The organism is Escherichia sp. HH41S (assembly GCF_009820115.1).
Classification (GTDB): domain Bacteria; phylum Pseudomonadota; class Gammaproteobacteria; order Enterobacterales; family Enterobacteriaceae; genus Escherichia; species Escherichia coli_F.
On the sequence record NZ_VNXE01000061.1, the window covers coordinates 1 to 17,965 of the forward strand.

Below are 17,965 nucleotides of genomic sequence, written 5' to 3' on the forward strand. Positions count from 1 at the left end.
CGGGAATAGCTCAGTTGGTAGAGCACGACCTTGCCAAGGTCGGGGTCGCGAGTTCGAGTCTCGTTTCCCGCTCCAAATTCTTCTCTCAATAAAATATCCACAGCGACGCGATGCGTTATTGCTGGTTTTTGTTGTCTCTGACAAACTCTTGTAAACAGAGTTATCCACAGCCTCATGTCGTAATCTTAATTTCAAAGAAACTTCGCACGGTGAATAGTATTTTTTTAACTTATTGATATATAGGTTGAAAATTAAGATCTCGTTTTGTCGAGTCGATCACTTGACGATTTTATTCGCCTTGAATTGCAATGCGTTTTTATTTTTATTCACAAGCTGTGGATGAATCAGGCGTCACGCGGTAACCCTTTTTCAATCACCCGAACCAGACGCTGTTTTTTCGGTAGTTGTACCTCTACGACGCACGCATTTCGCCTCTCGATTTGCTGCGCAATCGCCCACGCTATGTGCTCATCAAGAAGTGGGTGCTCACCTTTACGACTTTCCAGCGCTGTCAAAATCGTTTTATCCCAGGGGGCATTGCCTAATGCCACGGCGATATTACGCAGCCAACGCAGGTGACCTATACGGCGAATCGCCGAACCTTCCGTGACTTTTAAAAACTTCTCTTCACTCCAGGCGAATAACTCAATGAGTTCCGGTGCGTGTAGTGGTTTGCGCGGGCTGAAATCGTCTTCTTTAGTGAGTTGCGAATAGCGATTCCACGGGCAGATAAGCTGGCAGTCATCGCAACCGTAAATACGGTTTCCCATCAATGGACGCAGCTCTTCCGGGATCGCCCCTTCCAGTTCAATGGTGAGATAAGAGATACAGCGGCGAGCATCGACGGTATATGGCTCGACGATGGCGCCGGTCGGGCAAATCGTCATACAGGCCACGCATTTACCGCATCCTTCCTCGACCGGTTGATCCACGGGTAGCGGAATATCGACCAGTAATTCACCTAAAAAGAAGAACGAACCGGCCTCGCGATTGAGGATAAGTGAGTGCTTACCTGTCCAGCCAAGACCTGCTTTTTCAGCTAACGGGCGCTCGAGAATAGGCGCAGAATCGACAAACGGTCTAAAATTCAGCGAAACACAATGTTGCTGAATCATCTCGCCCAGCTTTTTGAGTCGGTTGCGCAGAAGTTTGTGATAGTCACGGCCCAACGCATAACGACTTACATAGCCGAGTTTGGGGTTTTTCAGCGTGCTGGCAAATGCAGCGTTAGCAGGAAGGTAATTCATCCGCACGCTGATGACGCGCAGCGTACCGGGCAATAACTCATGGGGGCGGGCGCGCAGCATACCGTGACGCGCCATCCAGTCCATTTCGCCGTGGTATTGTTTGTCCAGCCATGCTTGCAGTTTGGGCTCGGACGCGCTGAGATCGGTATCGGTAATACCTACCTGCTGAAAGCCCAGTTCCAGCCCCCACTGTTTAATTTTTTGCGCTAACTGATTGAGATCGAGGGGCTCTGACATGACGGACCATACAATGAAGAAAAACCCCGTAAGTATACCACACACCGTCTGGCACGCCGACGATATCCGCCGCGGCGAACGCGAGGCGGCAGATGCGCTGGGGCTTACACTCTATGAACTGATGCTTCGCGCTGGTGAAGCCGCATTTCAGGTGTGTCGTTCGGCTTATCCTGATGCCCGCCACTGGCTGGTGCTGTGCGGTCATGGCAATAACGGCGGCGATGGTTATGTGATTGCGCGGCTGGCAAAAGCGGTCGGCATTGAGGTCACGCTGCTGGCCCAGGAAAGTGACAAACCGTTACCGGAAGAGGCCGCGCTGGCACACGATGCATGGTTAAACGCGGGAGGCGAGATCCATGCTTCAAATATTGTCTGGCCCGAGTCAGTAGATCTGATTGTTGATGCGCTGCTCGGTACCGGATTGCAGCACGCGCCCCGCGAATCCATTAGCCAGTTAATCGACCACGCTAATACTCACCCTGCGCCGATTGTGGCGGTTGATATCCCTTCCGGCCTGCTGGCTGAAACTGGCGCTACGCCAGGCGCGGTAATCAACGCCGATCACACCATCACTTTTATTGCGCTGAAACCTGGCTTGCTCACCGGGAAAGCCCGGGATGTTACCGGAAAACTGCATTTTGACTCGCTGGGGCTGGACAGTTGGTTGGCAGGTCAGGAGACGAAAATTCAGCGGTTTTCGGCAGAACAACTTTCTCACTGGCTGAAACCGCGTCGCCCGACTTCGCATAAAGGCGATCACGGGCGGCTGGTGATTATTGGTGGCGATCACGGCACGGCGGGGGCTATTCGTATGACGGGGGAAGCGGCACTGCGTGCTGGTGCTGGTTTAGTCCGAGTACTGACCCGCAGTGAGAACATTGCGCCGCTGCTGACTGCACGACCGGAATTGATGGTGCATGAACTGACTATGGACTCTCTTACCGAAAGCCTGGAATGGGCCGATGTGGTGGTGATTGGTCCCGGTCTGGGCCAGCAAGAGTGGGGGAAAAAAGCCCTGCAAAAAGTTGAGAATTTTCGCAAACCGATGTTGTGGGATGCCGATGCATTGAACCTGCTGGCAATCAATCCCGATAAGCGTCACAATCGCGTGATCACGCCGCATCCTGGTGAGGCCGCACGGTTGTTAGGCTGTTCCGTCGCTGAAATTGAAAGTGACCGCTTACATTGCGCCCAACGTCTGGTACAACGTTATGGCGGCGTAGCGGTGCTGAAAGGTGCCGGAACCGTGGTCGCCGCCCATCCTGACGCTTTAGGCATTATTGATGCCGGAAATGCAGGCATGGCGAGCGGCGGCATGGGCGATGTGCTCTCTGGTATTATTGGCGCATTGCTTGGGCAAAAACTGTCGCCGTATGATGCAGCGTGCGCGGGCTGTGTCGCACACGGTACGGCAGCTGACGTACTGGCGGCGCGTTTTGGAACGCGCGGAATGCTGGCGACCGATCTCTTTTCCACGCTACAGCGTATTGTTAACCCGGAAGTGACTGATAAAAACCATGATGAATCGAGTAATTCCGCTCCCTGATGAGCAGGCAACATTAGACCTGGGCGAGCGGGTAGCGAAAGCCTGCGATGGTGCAACCGTAATCTATCTGTATGGCGATTTAGGCGCAGGTAAAACCACCTTTAGCCGGGGCTTTTTACAGGCTCTGGGTCATCAGGGTAATGTCAAAAGCCCCACTTATACGCTGGTCGAACCCTATACGCTCGACAACTTAATGGTGTATCACTTTGATTTATACCGCCTTGCCGATCCCGAGGAGCTGGAGTTTATGGGGATCCGCGATTATTTTGCCAACGATGCCATCTGCCTGGTGGAGTGGCCACAACAAGGTACAGGTGTTCTTCCTGACCCGGATGTCGAAATACACATTGATTATCAGGCACAAGGCCGTGAGGCGCGCGTGAGTGCGGTTTCCTCTGCGGGTGAATTGTTGCTGGCGCGTTTAGCCGGTTAACCTTTGAAAGGTGGCGGGATGATGTATCGCATCAGAAATTGGTTGGTAGCGACGTTGCTGCTGCTGTGCGCGCAGGCTGGCGCCGCTACGCTCTCTGATATTCAGGTTTCTAACGGTAATCAACAGGCGCGAATAACATTGAGTTTTACTGGCGATCCTGATTACGCGTTTAGCCATCAAAACAAACGCACCGTGGCGCTCGATATCAAACAAACGGGCGTGATTCAGGGGCTACCGTTGTTGTTCAGCGGTAATAATCTGGTGAAGGCGATTCGCTCTGGAACGCCTAAAGATGCACAAACGCTACGGCTAGTGGTCGATCTCACCGAAAACGGTAAAACCGAAGCGGTGAAGCGGCAGAATGGTAGCAATTACACTGTCGTCTTTACGATTAACGCCGATGTGCCGCCACCGCCTCCGCCGCCGCCTGTGGTTGCGAAACGCGTTGAAACGCCTGCGGTTGTCGCACCGCGCGTCAGCGAACCGGCGCGCAATCCGTTTAAAACGGAAAGTAACCGCACTACGGGTGTTATCAGCAGTAATACGGTAACGCGTCCGGCAGCGCGCGCGACGGCTAACACTGGCGATAAAATTATCATCGCTATTGATGCAGGACACGGTGGTCAGGACCCTGGCGCTATCGGCCCCGGTGGTACGCGGGAGAAAAATGTCACCATCGCCATCGCACGTAAATTGCGTACTTTGCTCAATGACGATCCAATGTTTAAAGGCGTTTTAACCCGTGACGGGGATTACTTTATCTCGGTGATGGGGCGCAGCGATGTGGCACGTAAGCAAAACGCTAATTTCCTCGTGTCGATTCACGCTGATGCCGCACCGAACCGCAGTGCGACTGGCGCTTCCGTATGGGTGCTCTCTAACCGTCGCGCCAACAGCGAAATGGCCAGTTGGCTGGAGCAGCACGAGAAACAGTCGGAGCTGCTGGGCGGAGCGGGCGATGTGCTGGCGAACAGTCAGTCTGACCCGTATTTAAGCCAGGCGGTGCTGGATTTACAGTTCGGTCATTCCCAGCGGGTAGGGTATGATGTAGCGACCAGTATGATCAGTCAGTTGCAACGCATTGGCGAAATACATAAACGTCGACCAGAACATGCCAGCCTTGGCGTTCTGCGTTCGCCGGATATCCCATCAGTACTGGTCGAAACCGGTTTTATCAGCAACAACAGCGAAGAACGTTTGCTGGCGAGCGACGATTACCAACAACAGCTGGCAGAAGCCATTTACAAAGGCCTGCGCAATTATTTCCTTGCGCATCCGATGCAATCTGCGCCGCAGGGGGCAACGGCACAAACGGCCAGCACGGTGACGACGCCAGATCGCACGCTGCCAAACTAAGGATGATTGATGCCAATTCAGGTCTTACCGCCACAACTGGCGAACCAGATTGCCGCAGGTGAGGTGGTCGAGCGACCTGCGTCGGTAGTCAAAGAACTGGTAGAAAACAGCCTCGATGCGGGTGCGACGCGTATTGATATTGATATCGAACGCGGTGGGGCGAAACTTATCCGCATTCGTGATAACGGCTGCGGTATCAAAAAAGATGAACTGGCGCTGGCGCTGGCGCGTCATGCTACCAGTAAGATCGCCTCTCTGGACGATCTCGAAGCTATTATCAGCCTGGGGTTCCGCGGTGAGGCGCTGGCGAGTATCAGTTCAGTTTCCCGTCTGACGCTCACTTCGCGCACCGCAGAGCAGCAGGAGGCATGGCAAGCGTATGCCGAAGGGCGCGATATGGACGTGACGGTTAAACCGGCGGCGCATCCGGTGGGAACGACGCTGGAAGTGCTGGATCTGTTCTACAATACCCCGGCGCGGCGCAAATTCCTGCGTACCGAGAAAACCGAATTTAACCATATTGATGAAATCATCCGCCGCATTGCGCTGGCGCGTTTCGACGTCACTATCAATCTGTCGCATAACGGCAAAATAGTTCGCCAGTACCGCGCAGTGCCGGAAGGCGGGCAAAAAGAACGGCGCTTAGGCGCGATTTGCGGCACCGCTTTTCTCGAACAAGCGCTGGCGATTGAATGGCAACACGGCGATCTCACGCTGCGCGGCTGGGTGGCAGATCCGAATCACACCACGCCCGCACTGGCAGAAATTCAGTATTGCTACGTGAATGGTCGCATGATGCGCGATCGCCTGATCAATCATGCGATCCGTCAGGCCTGTGAAGACAAACTGGGGGCCGATCAGCAACCGGCATTTGTGTTGTATCTGGAGATCGACCCACATCAAGTGGACGTCAACGTGCACCCCGCCAAACACGAAGTGCGTTTCCATCAGTCGCGTCTGGTGCACGACTTTATCTATCAGGGCGTGCTGAGTGTGCTACAACAACAGCTGGAAACGCCGCTGCCACTGGACGATGAACCTCAACCTGCACCGCGCACCATTCCGGAGAACCGCGTGGCCGCCGGGCGTAATCATTTTGCTGAACCGGCAGTTCGCGAACCGGTAGCCCCCCGCTACTCTCCTGCGCCCGCCTCTGGTGGTCGTCCAGCAGCTTCCTGGCCGAATGCGCAGCCAGGCTACCAGAAACAGCAAGGTGAAGTGTATCGCCAGCTTTTGCAAACGCCTGCGCCGATGCAAAAACCAAAAGCACCTGAACCGCAGGAGCCAGCGCTTGCGGCGAACAGTCAGAGTTTTGGTCGGGTACTGACTATCATCCATTCCGACTATGCGTTGCTGGAGCGCGACGGCAACATTTCACTTTTAGCCCTGCCAGTGGCAGAACGTTGGCTGCGTCAGGCGCAGTTGACGCCGGGTGAAACGCCAGTTTGCGCTCAGCCGTTGCTTATTCCGTTGCGGCTAAAAGTTTCTGGCGAAGAAAAATCGGCATTAGAAAAAGCGCAGTCTGCCCTGGCGGAATTGGGTATTGATTTCCAGTCCGATGCACAGTATGTGACCATCAGGGCCGTGCCTTTACCCTTACGCCAACAAAATTTACAAATCTTGATTCCTGAACTGATAGGCTACCTGGCGAAGCAGTCCGTATTCGAACCTGGCAATATTGCGCAGTGGATTGCACGAAATCTGATGAGCGAACATGCGCAGTGGTCAATGGCACAGGCCATCACCCTGCTGGCGGACGTGGAACGGTTATGTCCGCAACTTGTGAAAACGCCGCCGGGTGGTCTGTTACAATCTGTTGATTTACATCCGGCGATAAAAGCCCTGAAAGATGAGTGATATCAGTAAGGCGAGCCTGCCTAAGGCGATTTTTTTGATGGGGCCGACGGCCTCCGGTAAAACGGCGTTAGCCATTGAGCTGCGTAAAATTTTACCAGTAGAGTTGATAAGCGTTGATTCTGCCCTTATTTACAAAGGGATGGATATCGGGACGGCGAAGCCGAACGCTGAAGAGTTACTCGCCGCGCCGCACCGATTGCTGGATATTCGCGATCCGTCGCAGGCTTATTCGGCCGCTGATTTTCGCCGCGATGCGCTGGCGGAAATGGCCGATATCACCGCGGCGGGGCGGATCCCACTATTAGTGGGCGGTACGATGTTGTATTTCAAGGCATTGCTGGAAGGGTTGTCGCCACTACCGTCGGCAGACCCCGAAGTGCGGGCCAGAATTGAGCAACAGGCGGCAGAGCAAGGTTGGGAGTCATTGCATCGTCAACTGCAGGAGATCGATCCGGTTGCGGCAGCAAGGATTCATCCAAATGATCCACAAAGGCTTTCCCGGGCACTGGAAGTTTTTTTCATTTCGGGTAAAACTTTAACGGAACTGACGCAAACGTCAGGAGACGCTCTACCGTATCAGGTGCATCAGTTCGCCATCGCCCCGGCGAGCCGTGAACTGCTCCATCAACGAATTGAGCAGCGTTTTCATCAGATGTTGGCTTCAGGTTTTGAAGCAGAAGTCCGGGCGCTTTTTGCCCGAGGAGATTTGCATACGGACTTGCCTTCCATTCGTTGCGTGGGTTATCGCCAGATGTGGTCTTACCTTGAAGGCGAAATCTCATACGATGAAATGGTTTATCGAGGTGTTTGCGCCACGAGACAGTTGGCGAAGCGGCAGATAACCTGGCTGCGTGGTTGGGAAGGGGTTCACTGGCTTGACAGTGAAAAACCAGAACAGGCGCGTGACGAAGTATTACAGGTTGTTGGTGCTATCGCAGGCTGAATGTGTACAATTGAGACGTATCGTGCGCAATTTTTTCAGAATCGAAAGGTTCAAAGTACAAATAAGCATATAAGGAAAAGAGAGAATGGCTAAGGGGCAATCTTTACAAGATCCGTTCCTGAACGCACTGCGTCGGGAACGTGTTCCAGTTTCTATTTATTTGGTGAATGGTATTAAGCTGCAAGGACAAATCGAGTCTTTTGATCAGTTCGTGATCCTGTTGAAAAACACGGTCAGCCAGATGGTTTACAAGCACGCGATTTCTACTGTTGTCCCGTCTCGCCCGGTTTCTCATCACAGTAACAACGCCGGTGGCGGTACCAGCAGTAACTACCATCATGGTAGCAGCGCGCAGAATACTTCCGCGCAACAGGACAGCGAAGAAACCGAATAAGGTTTCATGCTGTTTTTTTTACACGGGGAGCCAGCGATCCTGCGTTCCCCGCTGATCTATTTAGAGGGTTATACGCTTGTTTGACCGTTATGATGCTGGTGAGCAGGCGGTACTGGTACACATCTATTTTACGCAAGACAAAGATATGGAAGACCTCCAGGAGTTTGAATCTCTGGTCTCTTCCGCCGGTGTCGAAGCATTGCAGGTGATTACCGGTAGCCGTAAAGCGCCGCACCCAAAGTATTTTGTAGGTGAAGGTAAAGCAGTTGAAATTGCGGAAGCTGTCAAAGCGACGGGTGCTTCGGTCGTTCTTTTTGACCATGCCCTGAGCCCGGCGCAAGAGCGTAACCTGGAGCGTTTGTGCGAGTGTCGTGTTATCGACCGCACCGGCCTTATTTTAGATATTTTCGCCCAGCGTGCGCGTACCCATGAGGGTAAGTTGCAGGTTGAGCTGGCGCAGTTGCGCCATCTGGCTACGCGCCTGGTGCGTGGCTGGACCCACCTTGAAAGACAGAAAGGCGGGATCGGTTTGCGTGGTCCGGGTGAAACCCAGCTCGAAACCGACCGTCGTTTGTTGCGTAATCGCATCGTGCAGATACAGTCGCGCCTGGAAAGAGTTGAAAAACAGCGTGAGCAGGGGCGGCAATCGCGTATCAAAGCCGACGTTCCTACTGTTTCGCTGGTGGGATATACCAACGCCGGTAAATCTACCCTTTTCAATCGCATCACCGAAGCGCGGGTCTATGCGGCAGACCAGTTGTTTGCCACCCTCGACCCGACGTTGCGGCGTATTGACGTCGCGGATGTCGGTGAAACCGTGTTGGCAGATACCGTAGGGTTTATTCGCCACCTGCCGCACGATCTGGTGGCGGCATTTAAAGCCACGTTACAAGAGACGCGGCAAGCCACATTGCTGCTGCACGTCATTGACGCGGCAGATGTGCGAGTACAAGAAAACATCGAAGCGGTGAATACGGTTCTTGAAGAGATCGATGCTCACGAGATCCCAACCCTGCTGGTGATGAACAAGATCGATATGCTGGAAGATTTTGAACCGCGTATTGATCGGGACGAAGAGAACAAACCGATCCGTGTCTGGCTTTCTGCGCAGACCGGAGCGGGGATACCACAGCTTTTTCAGGCTTTGACGGAGCGGCTTTCCGGCGAGGTGGCGCAGCATACATTGCGTCTGCCGCCGCAGGAAGGGCGTCTGAGAAGTCGTTTTTATCAGCTTCAGGCAATAGAAAAAGAGTGGATGGAGGAGGACGGCAGCGTAAGTCTGCAAGTTCGTATGCCGATCGTTGACTGGCGTCGCCTCTGCAAACAAGAACCGGCGTTGATCGATTACTTGATCTAACGGCGTAGCGTCTGAAGCGTGGAGTCATATCCTCTGGCGTCGAAAGACAACAGGGATCACCGCATAACAAATATGGAGCACAAACATGGCGTGGAATCAGCCCGGTAATAACGGACAAGACCGCGACCCGTGGGGAAGCAGCAAACCTGGCGGCAACTCTGAGGGAAATGGAAACAAAGGCGGTCGCGATCAAGGGCCACCTGATTTAGATGATATCTTCCGCAAACTGAGCAAAAAGCTCGGTGGTCTGGGCGGCGGTAAAGGCACCGGATCTGGCGGTGGTAATTCATCGCAAGGCCCGCGCCCGCAGCTTGGCGGTCGTGTCGTTACCATCGCAGCGGCAGCGATTGTCATTATTTGGGCGGCCAGTGGTTTCTACACCATTAAAGAAGCCGAACGCGGCGTGGTAACACGCTTTGGTAAATTCAGCCATCTGGTTGAGCCGGGTCTGAACTGGAAACCGACGTTTATCGACGAAGTCAAACCGGTGAACGTGGAAGCCGTGCGTGAACTGGCTGCTTCCGGTGTGATGCTGACGTCGGACGAAAACGTGGTGCGCGTTGAGATGAACGTACAGTACCGCGTCACCAATCCGGAAAAATATCTATATAGCGTGACCAGCCCGGATGACAGCCTGCGTCAGGCTACCGACAGCGCCCTGCGTGGGGTTATCGGTAAATACACCATGGACCGCATTCTGACGGAAGGTCGTACCGTGATTCGTAGCGATACTCAGCGCGAACTGGAAGAGACGATTCGTCCGTATGACATGGGTATCACTCTGCTGGACGTCAACTTCCAGGCAGCTCGTCCGCCGGAAGAAGTAAAAGCGGCGTTTGACGATGCGATTGCCGCGCGTGAAAACGAACAGCAATACATTCGTGAAGCAGAAGCGTATACCAACGAAGTTCAGCCGCGTGCGAACGGTCAGGCGCAACGTATCCTCGAAGAGGCGCGTGCGTACAAGGCTCAGACTATCCTGGAAGCCCAGGGTGAAGTGGCACGCTTTGCTAAACTTCTGCCGGAATATAAAGCTGCGCCGGAAATTACCCGCGAGCGTCTGTATATCGAGACGATGGAAAAAGTGTTGGGCAACACCCGCAAAGTGCTGGTTAACGATAAAGGTGGCAACCTGATGGTTCTGCCGTTAGACCAGATGCTGAAAGGTGGCAATGCCCCTGCGGCGAAGAGCGATAACGGTGCCAGCAATTTGCTGCGTCTGCCGCCAGCCTCTTCCTCCACAACCAGTGGAGCAAGCAACACGTCGTCCACCAGTCAGGGCGATATTATGGACCAACGCCGCGCTAACGCGCAGCGTAACGACTACCAGCGTCAGGGGGAATAACGATGCGTAAGTCAGTTATCGCGATTATCATCATCGTGCTGGTAGTGCTTTACATGTCTGTCTTTGTCGTCAAAGAAGGTGAGCGCGGTATTACGCTGCGTTTTGGTAAGGTACTGCGTGACGATGACAACAAACCTCTGGTTTATGAGCCGGGTCTGCATTTCAAGATACCGTTCATTGAAACGGTGAAAATGCTCGACGCACGTATTCAGACCATGGACAACCAGGCCGACCGCTTTGTGACCAAAGAGAAGAAAGACCTGATCGTCGACTCTTACATCAAATGGCGCATCAGTGATTTCAGCCGTTACTACCTGGCAACGGGCGGTGGCGACATTTCGCAAGCGGAAGTGCTGTTGAAACGTAAGTTCTCTGACCGTCTGCGTTCTGAAATTGGTCGCCTGGACGTGAAAGACATCGTCACCGATTCCCGTGGTCGTCTGACCCTCGAAGTACGTGATGCGCTGAACTCCGGTTCTGCGGGTACAGAAGATGAAGTTACTACCCCGGCGGCAGATAACGCCATTGCCGAAGCGGCAGAGCGCGTAACGGCTGAGACGAAGGGTAAAGTACCGGTCATCAACCCGAACAGTATGGCGGCGCTGGGTATTGAAGTTGTCGATGTGCGTATCAAGCAGATCAACCTGCCGACCGAAGTGTCTGAAGCGATCTACAACCGTATGCGCGCCGAGCGTGAAGCGGTAGCACGTCGTCACCGTTCACAAGGTCAGGAAGAAGCGGAAAAACTGCGCGCGACTGCCGACTATGAAGTGACCAGAACGCTGGCAGAAGCTGAGCGTCAGGGCCGCATCATGCGTGGTGAAGGCGATGCAGAAGCAGCTAAACTGTTTGCTGATGCATTCAGTAAAGATCCGGACTTCTACGCATTCATCCGTAGCCTGCGTGCTTATGAGAACAGCTTCTCCGGCAATCAGGACGTGATGGTCATGAGCCCGGACAGCGATTTCTTCCGCTACATGAAGACGCCGACTTCCGCAACGCGTTAATATAACGACTGCGGTACAGGTCTATAAAGCCACCGCATCCTCAGGGATGTCGGTGGTTTTCTTTTTCTATAAGGATAATGAATGAATTCGACAATCTGGCTGGCGCTTGCCCTGGTTTTGGTGCTGGAAGGTTTAGGGCCGATGCTTTACCCGAAGGCATGGAAGAAGATGATCGCTGCGATGACCAATTTGCCCGATAATATTTTACGTCGTTTTGGCGGTGGACTTGTGGTTGCGGGCGTTGTGGTCTACTACATGTTGAGGAAAACGATTGGCTGAACAAAAAACAGACTGATCGAGGTCATTTTTGAGTGCAAAAAGTGCTGTAACTCTGAAAAAGCGATGGTAGAATCCATTTTTAAGCAAACGGTGATTTTGAAAAATGGGTAACAACGTCGTCGTACTGGGCACCCAATGGGGTGACGAAGGTAAAGGTAAGATCGTCGATCTTCTGACTGAACGGGCTAAATATGTTGTACGCTACCAGGGCGGTCACAACGCAGGCCATACTCTCGTAATCAACGGTGAAAAAACCGTTCTCCATCTTATTCCATCAGGTATTCTCCGCGAGAATGTAACCAGCATCATCGGTAACGGTGTTGTGCTGTCTCCGGCCGCGCTGATGAAAGAGATGAAAGAACTGGAAGACCGTGGCATCCCCGTTCGTGAGCGTCTGCTGCTGTCTGAAGCATGTCCGCTGATCCTTGATTATCACGTTGCGCTGGATAACGCGCGTGAGAAAGCGCGCGGCGCGAAAGCGATCGGCACCACGGGTCGTGGTATCGGGCCTGCTTATGAAGATAAAGTGGCACGTCGTGGTCTGCGTGTTGGCGACCTTTTCGACAAAGAAACCTTCGCTGAAAAACTGAAAGAAGTGATGGAATATCACAACTTCCAGTTGGTTAACTACTACAAAGCTGAAGCGGTTGATTACCAGAAAGTTCTGGATGATACGATGGCTGTTGCCGACATCCTGACTTCTATGGTGGTTGACGTTTCTGACCTGCTCGACCAGGCGCGTCAGCGTGGCGATTTCGTCATGTTCGAAGGTGCGCAGGGTACGCTGCTGGATATCGACCACGGTACTTATCCGTACGTAACTTCTTCCAACACCACTGCAGGTGGCGTGGCGACCGGTTCCGGCCTGGGCCCGCGTTATGTTGATTACGTTCTGGGTATCCTCAAAGCTTACTCCACTCGTGTAGGTGCAGGTCCGTTCCCGACCGAACTGTTTGATGAAACTGGTGAGTTCCTCTGCAAGCAGGGTAACGAATTCGGCGCAACTACGGGTCGTCGTCGTCGTACCGGCTGGCTGGACACCGTTGCCGTTCGTCGTGCGGTACAGCTGAACTCCCTGTCTGGCTTCTGCCTGACCAAACTGGACGTTCTGGATGGCCTGAAAGAGGTGAAACTCTGCGTGGCTTACCGTATGCCGGATGGTCGCGAAGTGACTACCACTCCGCTGGCAGCAGACGACTGGAAAGGTGTAGAGCCGATTTACGAAACCATGCCGGGCTGGTCTGAATCCACCTTCGGCGTGAAAGATCGTAGCGGTCTGCCGCAGGCGGCACTGAACTACATCAAGCGTATTGAAGAACTGACCGGTGTGCCGATCGATATCATCTCTACCGGCCCGGATCGTACTGAAACCATGATTCTGCGCGACCCGTTCGACGCGTAATTCTGGTACGCCTGGCAGATATTTTGCCTGCCGGGCTAACAGTGTGATACATTGCTGTGTCGGGTAAGCCATTACGCTATCCGACACAGTGTTAAATCCTCGCTTTTTTCCTTCCCCGAACTGAAATAAATTAGCGACACAGCTTGTGGCTGGTTTATCATCAATATAAATGTATTTTTTCCCGCTTTCCCTTTTGAGGTTGATGTGCAGTTAACGAGTTTCACTGATTACGGATTACGTGCGCTGATCTACATGGCGTCATTGCCAGAAGGGCGGATGACCAGTATTTCTGAAGTGACTGACGTCTACGGCGTCTCCCGTAATCATATGGTCAAAATAATCAATCAACTTAGTCGTGCCGGCTACGTGACTGCTGTTCGTGGAAAAAATGGCGGCATTCGCCTGGGGAAACCGGCGAGTGCGATACGTATTGGTGATGTGGTGCGCGAGCTGGAACCTTTATCGCTGGTGAATTGCAGCAGTGAGTTTTGCCACATTACACCTGCCTGTCGGTTGAAACAGGCACTTTCTAAGGCCGTGCAAAGTTTTCTTATGGAACTGGATAACTACACGCTTGCCGATTTGGTTGAAGAGAATCAACCGCTTTATAAATTATTGCTGGTGGAGTGACGAAAATCTTCATCAGAGATGACAACGGAGGAACCGAGATGTCACAAGATCCTTTCCAGGAACGCGAAGCTGAAAAATACGCGAATCCCATCCCTAGTCGGGAATTTATCCTCGAACATTTAACCAAACGTGAAAAACCGGCCAGCCGTGATGAGCTGGCGGTAGAACTGCACATTGAAGGCGAAGAGCAGCTTGAAGGCCTGCGTCGCCGCCTGCGCGCGATGGAGCGCGATGGTCAACTGGTCTTCACTCGCCGTCAGTGCTATGCGCTGCCGGAACGCCTCGACCTGGTGAAAGGTACCGTTATTGGCCACCGTGATGGCTACGGCTTTCTGCGGGTTGAAGGACGTAAAGATGATTTGTATCTCTCCAGCGAGCAGATGAAAACATGCATTCATGGCGATCAGGTGCTGGCACAGCCGCTGGGCGCTGACCGTAAAGGCCGCCGTGAAGCGCGTATTGTCCGCGTACTGGTACCAAAAACCAGCCAGATTGTTGGTCGCTACTTTACCGAAGCGGGTGTCGGCTTTGTGGTTCCTGACGACAGCCGTCTGAGCTTCGATATTTTAATCCCGCCCGATCAGATCATGGGCGCGCGGATGGGCTTTGTGGTGGTGGTTGAACTGACCCAACGCCCGACTCGCCGTACCAAAGCAGTGGGTAAAATCGTCGAAGTGCTGGGCGATAATATGGGCACCGGCATGGCGGTTGATATCGCCCTGCGTACCCATGAAATTCCGTACATCTGGCCGCAGGCTGTTGAGCAACAGGTTGCCGGGCTGAAAGAAGAAGTACCGGAAGAGGCGAAAGCTGGCCGTGTCGATCTGCGCGATTTACCGCTGGTCACCATTGATGGCGAAGACGCCCGTGACTTTGACGATGCAGTTTACTGCGAGAAAAAACGCGGCGGCGGCTGGCGTTTGTGGGTCGCAATTGCCGATGTCAGCTACTATGTGCGTCCGCCAACACCGCTGGACAGAGAAGCGCGTAACCGTGGTACGTCGGTGTACTTCCCTTCGCAGGTTATCCCGATGCTGCCGGAAGTGCTCTCTAACGGCCTGTGCTCGCTCAACCCGCAGGTAGACCGCTTGTGTATGGTTTGCGAGATGACCATTTCGTCGAAAGGCCGCCTGACGGGCTACAAATTCTACGAAGCGGTGATGAGCTCTCACGCGCGTCTGACCTACACCAAAGTCTGGCATATTCTGCAGGGCGATCAGGATCTGCGCGAGCAGTACTCCCCGCTGGTTAAGCATCTCGAAGAGCTGCATAACCTCTATAAAGTGCTGGATAAAGCCCGTGAAGAACGCGGCGGGATCTCGTTTGAGAGCGAAGAAGCGAAGTTCATTTTCAACGCTGAACGCCGTATTGAGCGTATCGAACAGACCCAGCGTAACGACGCACACAAGTTAATTGAAGAGTGCATGATTCTGGCGAATATCTCGGCGGCGCGTTTCGTTGAGAAGGCCAAAGAACCGGCACTGTTCCGTATTCACGACAAGCCGAGCACTGAAGCAATAACCTCTTTCCGTTCAGTGCTGGCGGAGCTGGGGCTGGAATTGCCGGGTGGTAACAAGCCGGAACCGCGTGACTACGCGGAGCTGCTGGAATCGGTTGCTGACCGTCCTGACGCAGAAATGCTGCAAACCATGCTGTTGCGCTCGATGAAACAAGCGATTTACGATCCGGAAAACCGTGGTCACTTCGGTCTGGCATTGCAGTCCTATGCGCACTTTACTTCGCCGATTCGTCGTTATCCTGACCTGACGCTCCACCGCGCCATTAAGTATCTGCTGGCGAAAGAGCAGGGGCATCAGGGGAATACCACTGAAACCGGCGGCTACCATTATTCGATGGAAGAGATGCTGCAACTGGGTCAGCACTGTTCGATGGCGGAACGTCGTGCCGACGAAGCAACGCGCGATGTGGCTGACTGGCTGAAGTGTGACTTCATGCTCGACCAGGTAGGTAACGTCTTTAAAGGCGTAATTTCCAGCGTTACCGGCTTTGGCTTCTTTGTTCGCCTGGATGACTTGTTCATCGATGGTCTGGTCCACGTCTCTTCGCTGGACAATGACTACTATCGCTTTGACCAGGTAGGACAACGCCTGATGGGTGAATCCAGCGGCCAGACTTATCGCTTGGGCGATCGCGTGGAAGTTCGCGTCGAAGCGGTTAATATGGACGAGCGCAAAATCGACTTTAGCCTGATCTCCAGCGAACGCGCACCGCGCAACGTCGGTAAAACCGCGCGCGAGAAAGCGAAAAAAGGCGATGCAGGCAAAAAAGGCGGCAAGCGTCGTCAGGTTGGTAAAAAGATAAACTTTGAGCCAGACAGCGCTTTCCGCGGCGAGAAAAAAACGAAGCCGAAAGCGGCGAAGAAAGACGCGAGAAAAGCGAAAAAGCCATCGGCGAAAACGCAGAAAATAGCCGCAGCGACCAAAGCGAAGCGTGCGGCGAAGAAAAAAGTGGCAGAGTGATCATTACCCTCTTCAAACAGAAGAGGGTCAGATTGCTGACAAAATGCGCTTTGTTCATGCCGGATGCGGCGTGAACGCCTTATCCGGCCTACATAATCACGCAAATTCAATACATTGCAGGGATCATGTAGGCCTGATAAGCGTAGCGCATCAGGCAAAACGTAAACAACGAGTACATTAATGAGTGAAATGATTTACGGCATCCACGCAGTGCAGGCCCTGCTGGAGCGCGCCCCTGAACGTTTTCAGGAAGTCTTTATTTTAAAAGGCCGTGAAGATAAACGTCTGTTGCCGCTGATTCACGCCCTTGAGTCCCAAGGCGTGGTTATCCAGCTGGCAAACCGCCAATATCTCGACGAGAAAAGCGACGGTGCCGTGCATCAGGGCATTATCGCCCGTGTGAAGCCAGGACGTCAGTATCAGGAAAACGATCTGCCGGATCTGCTCGCTTCGCTCGATCAGCCGTTCCTGCTGATCCTCGACGGTGTAACCGATCCGCATAACCTGGGTGCATGTCTGCGTAGCGCGGACGCCGCAGGTGTTCATGCGGTGATTGTGCCGAAAGATCGCTCCGCACAGCTCAACGCCACGGCGAAAAAAGTAGCCTGCGGCGCGGCAGAAAGCGTTCCGCTGATTCGGGTGACTAACCTTGCGCGCACCATGCGTATGTTGCAGGAAGAGAATATCTGGATCGTCGGTACGGCAGGTGAGGCGGATCATACGCTCTATCAGAGCAAAATGACCGGACGGCTGGCACTGGTGATGGGCGCAGAAGGTGAAGGCATGCGTCGCCTGACCCGTGAACATTGCGATGAGTTGATCAGCATCCCAATGGCAGGAAGTGTTTCTTCGCTGAACGTTTCTGTGGCGACAGGCATTTGCTTATTTGAAGCGGTACGCCAGCGTAGCTAATTTCTCGGAATTATGAAAAGCCATCCAGATTTGGATGGTTTTTTTTTGTCTATAGCTGGTAAGATAATTACGTACTACAAATATTCATTTTATTAATATTTAAACTTAATTTATATGGAATAATATATGACATGGAATCCGTTGGCGCTGGCGACGGCGCTGCAAACTGTACCTGAACAAAATATTGATGTAACAAATGGCGAGAACGCATTAATTATTAAAATGAATGATTATGGCGATTTGCAAATCAATATTCTTTTTACTTCCCGCCAAATGATCATCGAAACCTTTATTTGCCCGGTAAGTAGTATCAACAATCCAGATGAATTTCATACCTTCTTATTAAGAAATCAGAAGATGATGCCGTTGTCATCGGTAGGGATCTCCAGCGTGCAACAGGAAGAGTATTACATTGTTTTCGGGGCGTTATCGCTTAAATCTTCTCTTGAAGATATCCTGCTGGAAATAACCACGCTGGTAGATAACGCTTTGGATCTTGCTGAAATTACAGAAGAATATTCACACTAATTACAAGGACAG

The 17,965-nt window shown here is 53.0% G+C and carries 17 protein-coding genes; 16 read left to right on the plus strand and 1 reads right to left on the minus strand.

The features are described 5' to 3' along the window. Window positions 1–308: 308 nt before the first annotated feature. Window positions 309–362 carry a hypothetical protein gene (locus tag FQZ95_RS09820; protein ID WP_010723271.1) on the plus strand — a complete coding sequence of 18 codons (54 nt, stop codon included), beginning with the start codon at window positions 309–311 and terminating at the stop codon, window positions 360–362. On the opposite strand, the gene queG is transcribed toward FQZ95_RS09820, so the two are convergent. Next, the gene (queG, locus tag FQZ95_RS09825) at window positions 345–1,484 is read right to left on the minus strand and encodes a tRNA epoxyqueuosine(34) reductase QueG (RefSeq protein WP_001294196.1); all 1,140 of its coding nucleotides are present in this window, start codon (window positions 1,482–1,484) and stop codon (window positions 345–347) included. The genes FQZ95_RS09820 and queG overlap by 18 nt on opposite strands. Between queG and nnr the strand changes: the two genes are divergently transcribed. The 15 genes from nnr to FQZ95_RS09900 all read left to right on the plus strand — a co-directional run bounded on the left by nnr (window position 1,483) and on the right by FQZ95_RS09900 (window position 17,953). After that, the gene (gene nnr, locus FQZ95_RS09830) at window positions 1,483–3,030 is read left to right on the plus strand and encodes a bifunctional ADP-dependent NAD(P)H-hydrate dehydratase/NAD(P)H-hydrate epimerase (protein WP_160530141.1); all 1,548 of its coding nucleotides are present in this window, start codon (window positions 1,483–1,485) and stop codon (window positions 3,028–3,030) included. The genes queG and nnr overlap by 2 nt on opposite strands. Next, on the plus strand, window positions 3,002–3,463 hold the full coding sequence (gene tsaE, locus FQZ95_RS09835) for a tRNA (adenosine(37)-N6)-threonylcarbamoyltransferase complex ATPase subunit type 1 TsaE (protein ID WP_000981977.1): 462 nt from the start codon (window positions 3,002–3,004) through the stop codon (window positions 3,461–3,463). Before nnr ends, tsaE begins: the two co-directional genes overlap by 29 nt. A gap of 18 nt (window positions 3,464–3,481) precedes the next feature. Continuing rightward, window positions 3,482–4,819, plus strand: a complete 1,338-nt coding sequence (gene amiB / locus FQZ95_RS09840) for an N-acetylmuramoyl-L-alanine amidase AmiB (protein ID WP_032185741.1) — start codon at window positions 3,482–3,484, stop codon at window positions 4,817–4,819. 9 nt (window positions 4,820–4,828) lie between these two features. Beyond that, the gene (mutL, locus tag FQZ95_RS09845) at window positions 4,829–6,676 is read left to right on the plus strand and encodes a DNA mismatch repair endonuclease MutL (RefSeq protein WP_032185742.1); all 1,848 of its coding nucleotides are present in this window, start codon (window positions 4,829–4,831) and stop codon (window positions 6,674–6,676) included. Then, a complete protein-coding gene (gene miaA / locus FQZ95_RS09850) occupies window positions 6,669–7,619 on the plus strand; it encodes a tRNA (adenosine(37)-N6)-dimethylallyltransferase MiaA (RefSeq protein ID WP_001280339.1) in 951 nt (316 codons plus the stop codon). The genes mutL and miaA overlap by 8 nt, the downstream gene beginning before the upstream one ends. Window positions 7,620–7,704: 85 nt before the next feature. Beyond that, the gene (hfq, locus tag FQZ95_RS09855; protein WP_001051883.1) at window positions 7,705–8,013 is read left to right on the plus strand and encodes an RNA chaperone Hfq; all 309 of its coding nucleotides are present in this window, start codon (window positions 7,705–7,707) and stop codon (window positions 8,011–8,013) included. 76 nt (window positions 8,014–8,089) lie between these two features. Next, entirely contained in the window at window positions 8,090–9,370 is a 1,281-nt protein-coding gene (gene hflX, locus FQZ95_RS09860; protein ID WP_000460360.1) for a ribosome rescue GTPase HflX, read from the plus strand. Window positions 9,371–9,455: 85 nt separating this feature from the next. Next, on the plus strand, window positions 9,456–10,715 hold the full coding sequence (hflK, locus tag FQZ95_RS09865; protein WP_000312477.1) for an FtsH protease activity modulator HflK: 1,260 nt from the start codon (window positions 9,456–9,458) through the stop codon (window positions 10,713–10,715). 2 nt (window positions 10,716–10,717) lie between these two features. Then, window positions 10,718–11,722, plus strand: a complete 1,005-nt coding sequence (gene hflC, locus FQZ95_RS09870; RefSeq protein ID WP_001232412.1) for a protease modulator HflC — start codon at window positions 10,718–10,720, stop codon at window positions 11,720–11,722. A gap of 81 nt (window positions 11,723–11,803) precedes the next feature. Continuing rightward, window positions 11,804–12,001: a DUF2065 domain-containing protein gene (locus FQZ95_RS09875; RefSeq protein ID WP_001089292.1), complete on the plus strand. Its 198-nt coding sequence runs from the start codon at window positions 11,804–11,806 to the stop codon at window positions 11,999–12,001. 103 nt (window positions 12,002–12,104) lie between these two features. Then, window positions 12,105–13,403 carry an adenylosuccinate synthase gene (gene purA / locus FQZ95_RS09880; protein WP_000527955.1) on the plus strand — a complete coding sequence of 433 codons (1,299 nt, stop codon included), beginning with the start codon at window positions 12,105–12,107 and terminating at the stop codon, window positions 13,401–13,403. Window positions 13,404–13,607: 204 nt separating this feature from the next. After that, complete coding sequence (gene nsrR / locus FQZ95_RS09885; RefSeq protein WP_001177637.1) at window positions 13,608–14,033, plus strand: nitric oxide-sensing transcriptional repressor NsrR; 426 nt, start codon at window positions 13,608–13,610, stop codon at window positions 14,031–14,033. A gap of 38 nt (window positions 14,034–14,071) precedes the next feature. Continuing rightward, on the plus strand, window positions 14,072–16,513 hold the full coding sequence (rnr, locus tag FQZ95_RS09890) for a ribonuclease R (protein ID WP_160530142.1): 2,442 nt from the start codon (window positions 14,072–14,074) through the stop codon (window positions 16,511–16,513). A 180-nt stretch (window positions 16,514–16,693) separates the two neighbouring features. Next, window positions 16,694–17,425, plus strand: a complete 732-nt coding sequence (gene rlmB / locus FQZ95_RS09895) for a 23S rRNA (guanosine(2251)-2'-O)-methyltransferase RlmB (RefSeq protein WP_001293285.1) — start codon at window positions 16,694–16,696, stop codon at window positions 17,423–17,425. A gap of 126 nt (window positions 17,426–17,551) precedes the next feature. Next, a complete protein-coding gene (locus tag FQZ95_RS09900; RefSeq protein WP_032185744.1) occupies window positions 17,552–17,953 on the plus strand; it encodes a YjfI family protein in 402 nt (133 codons plus the stop codon). The last annotated feature ends 12 nt before the right edge of the window (window positions 17,954–17,965 follow it).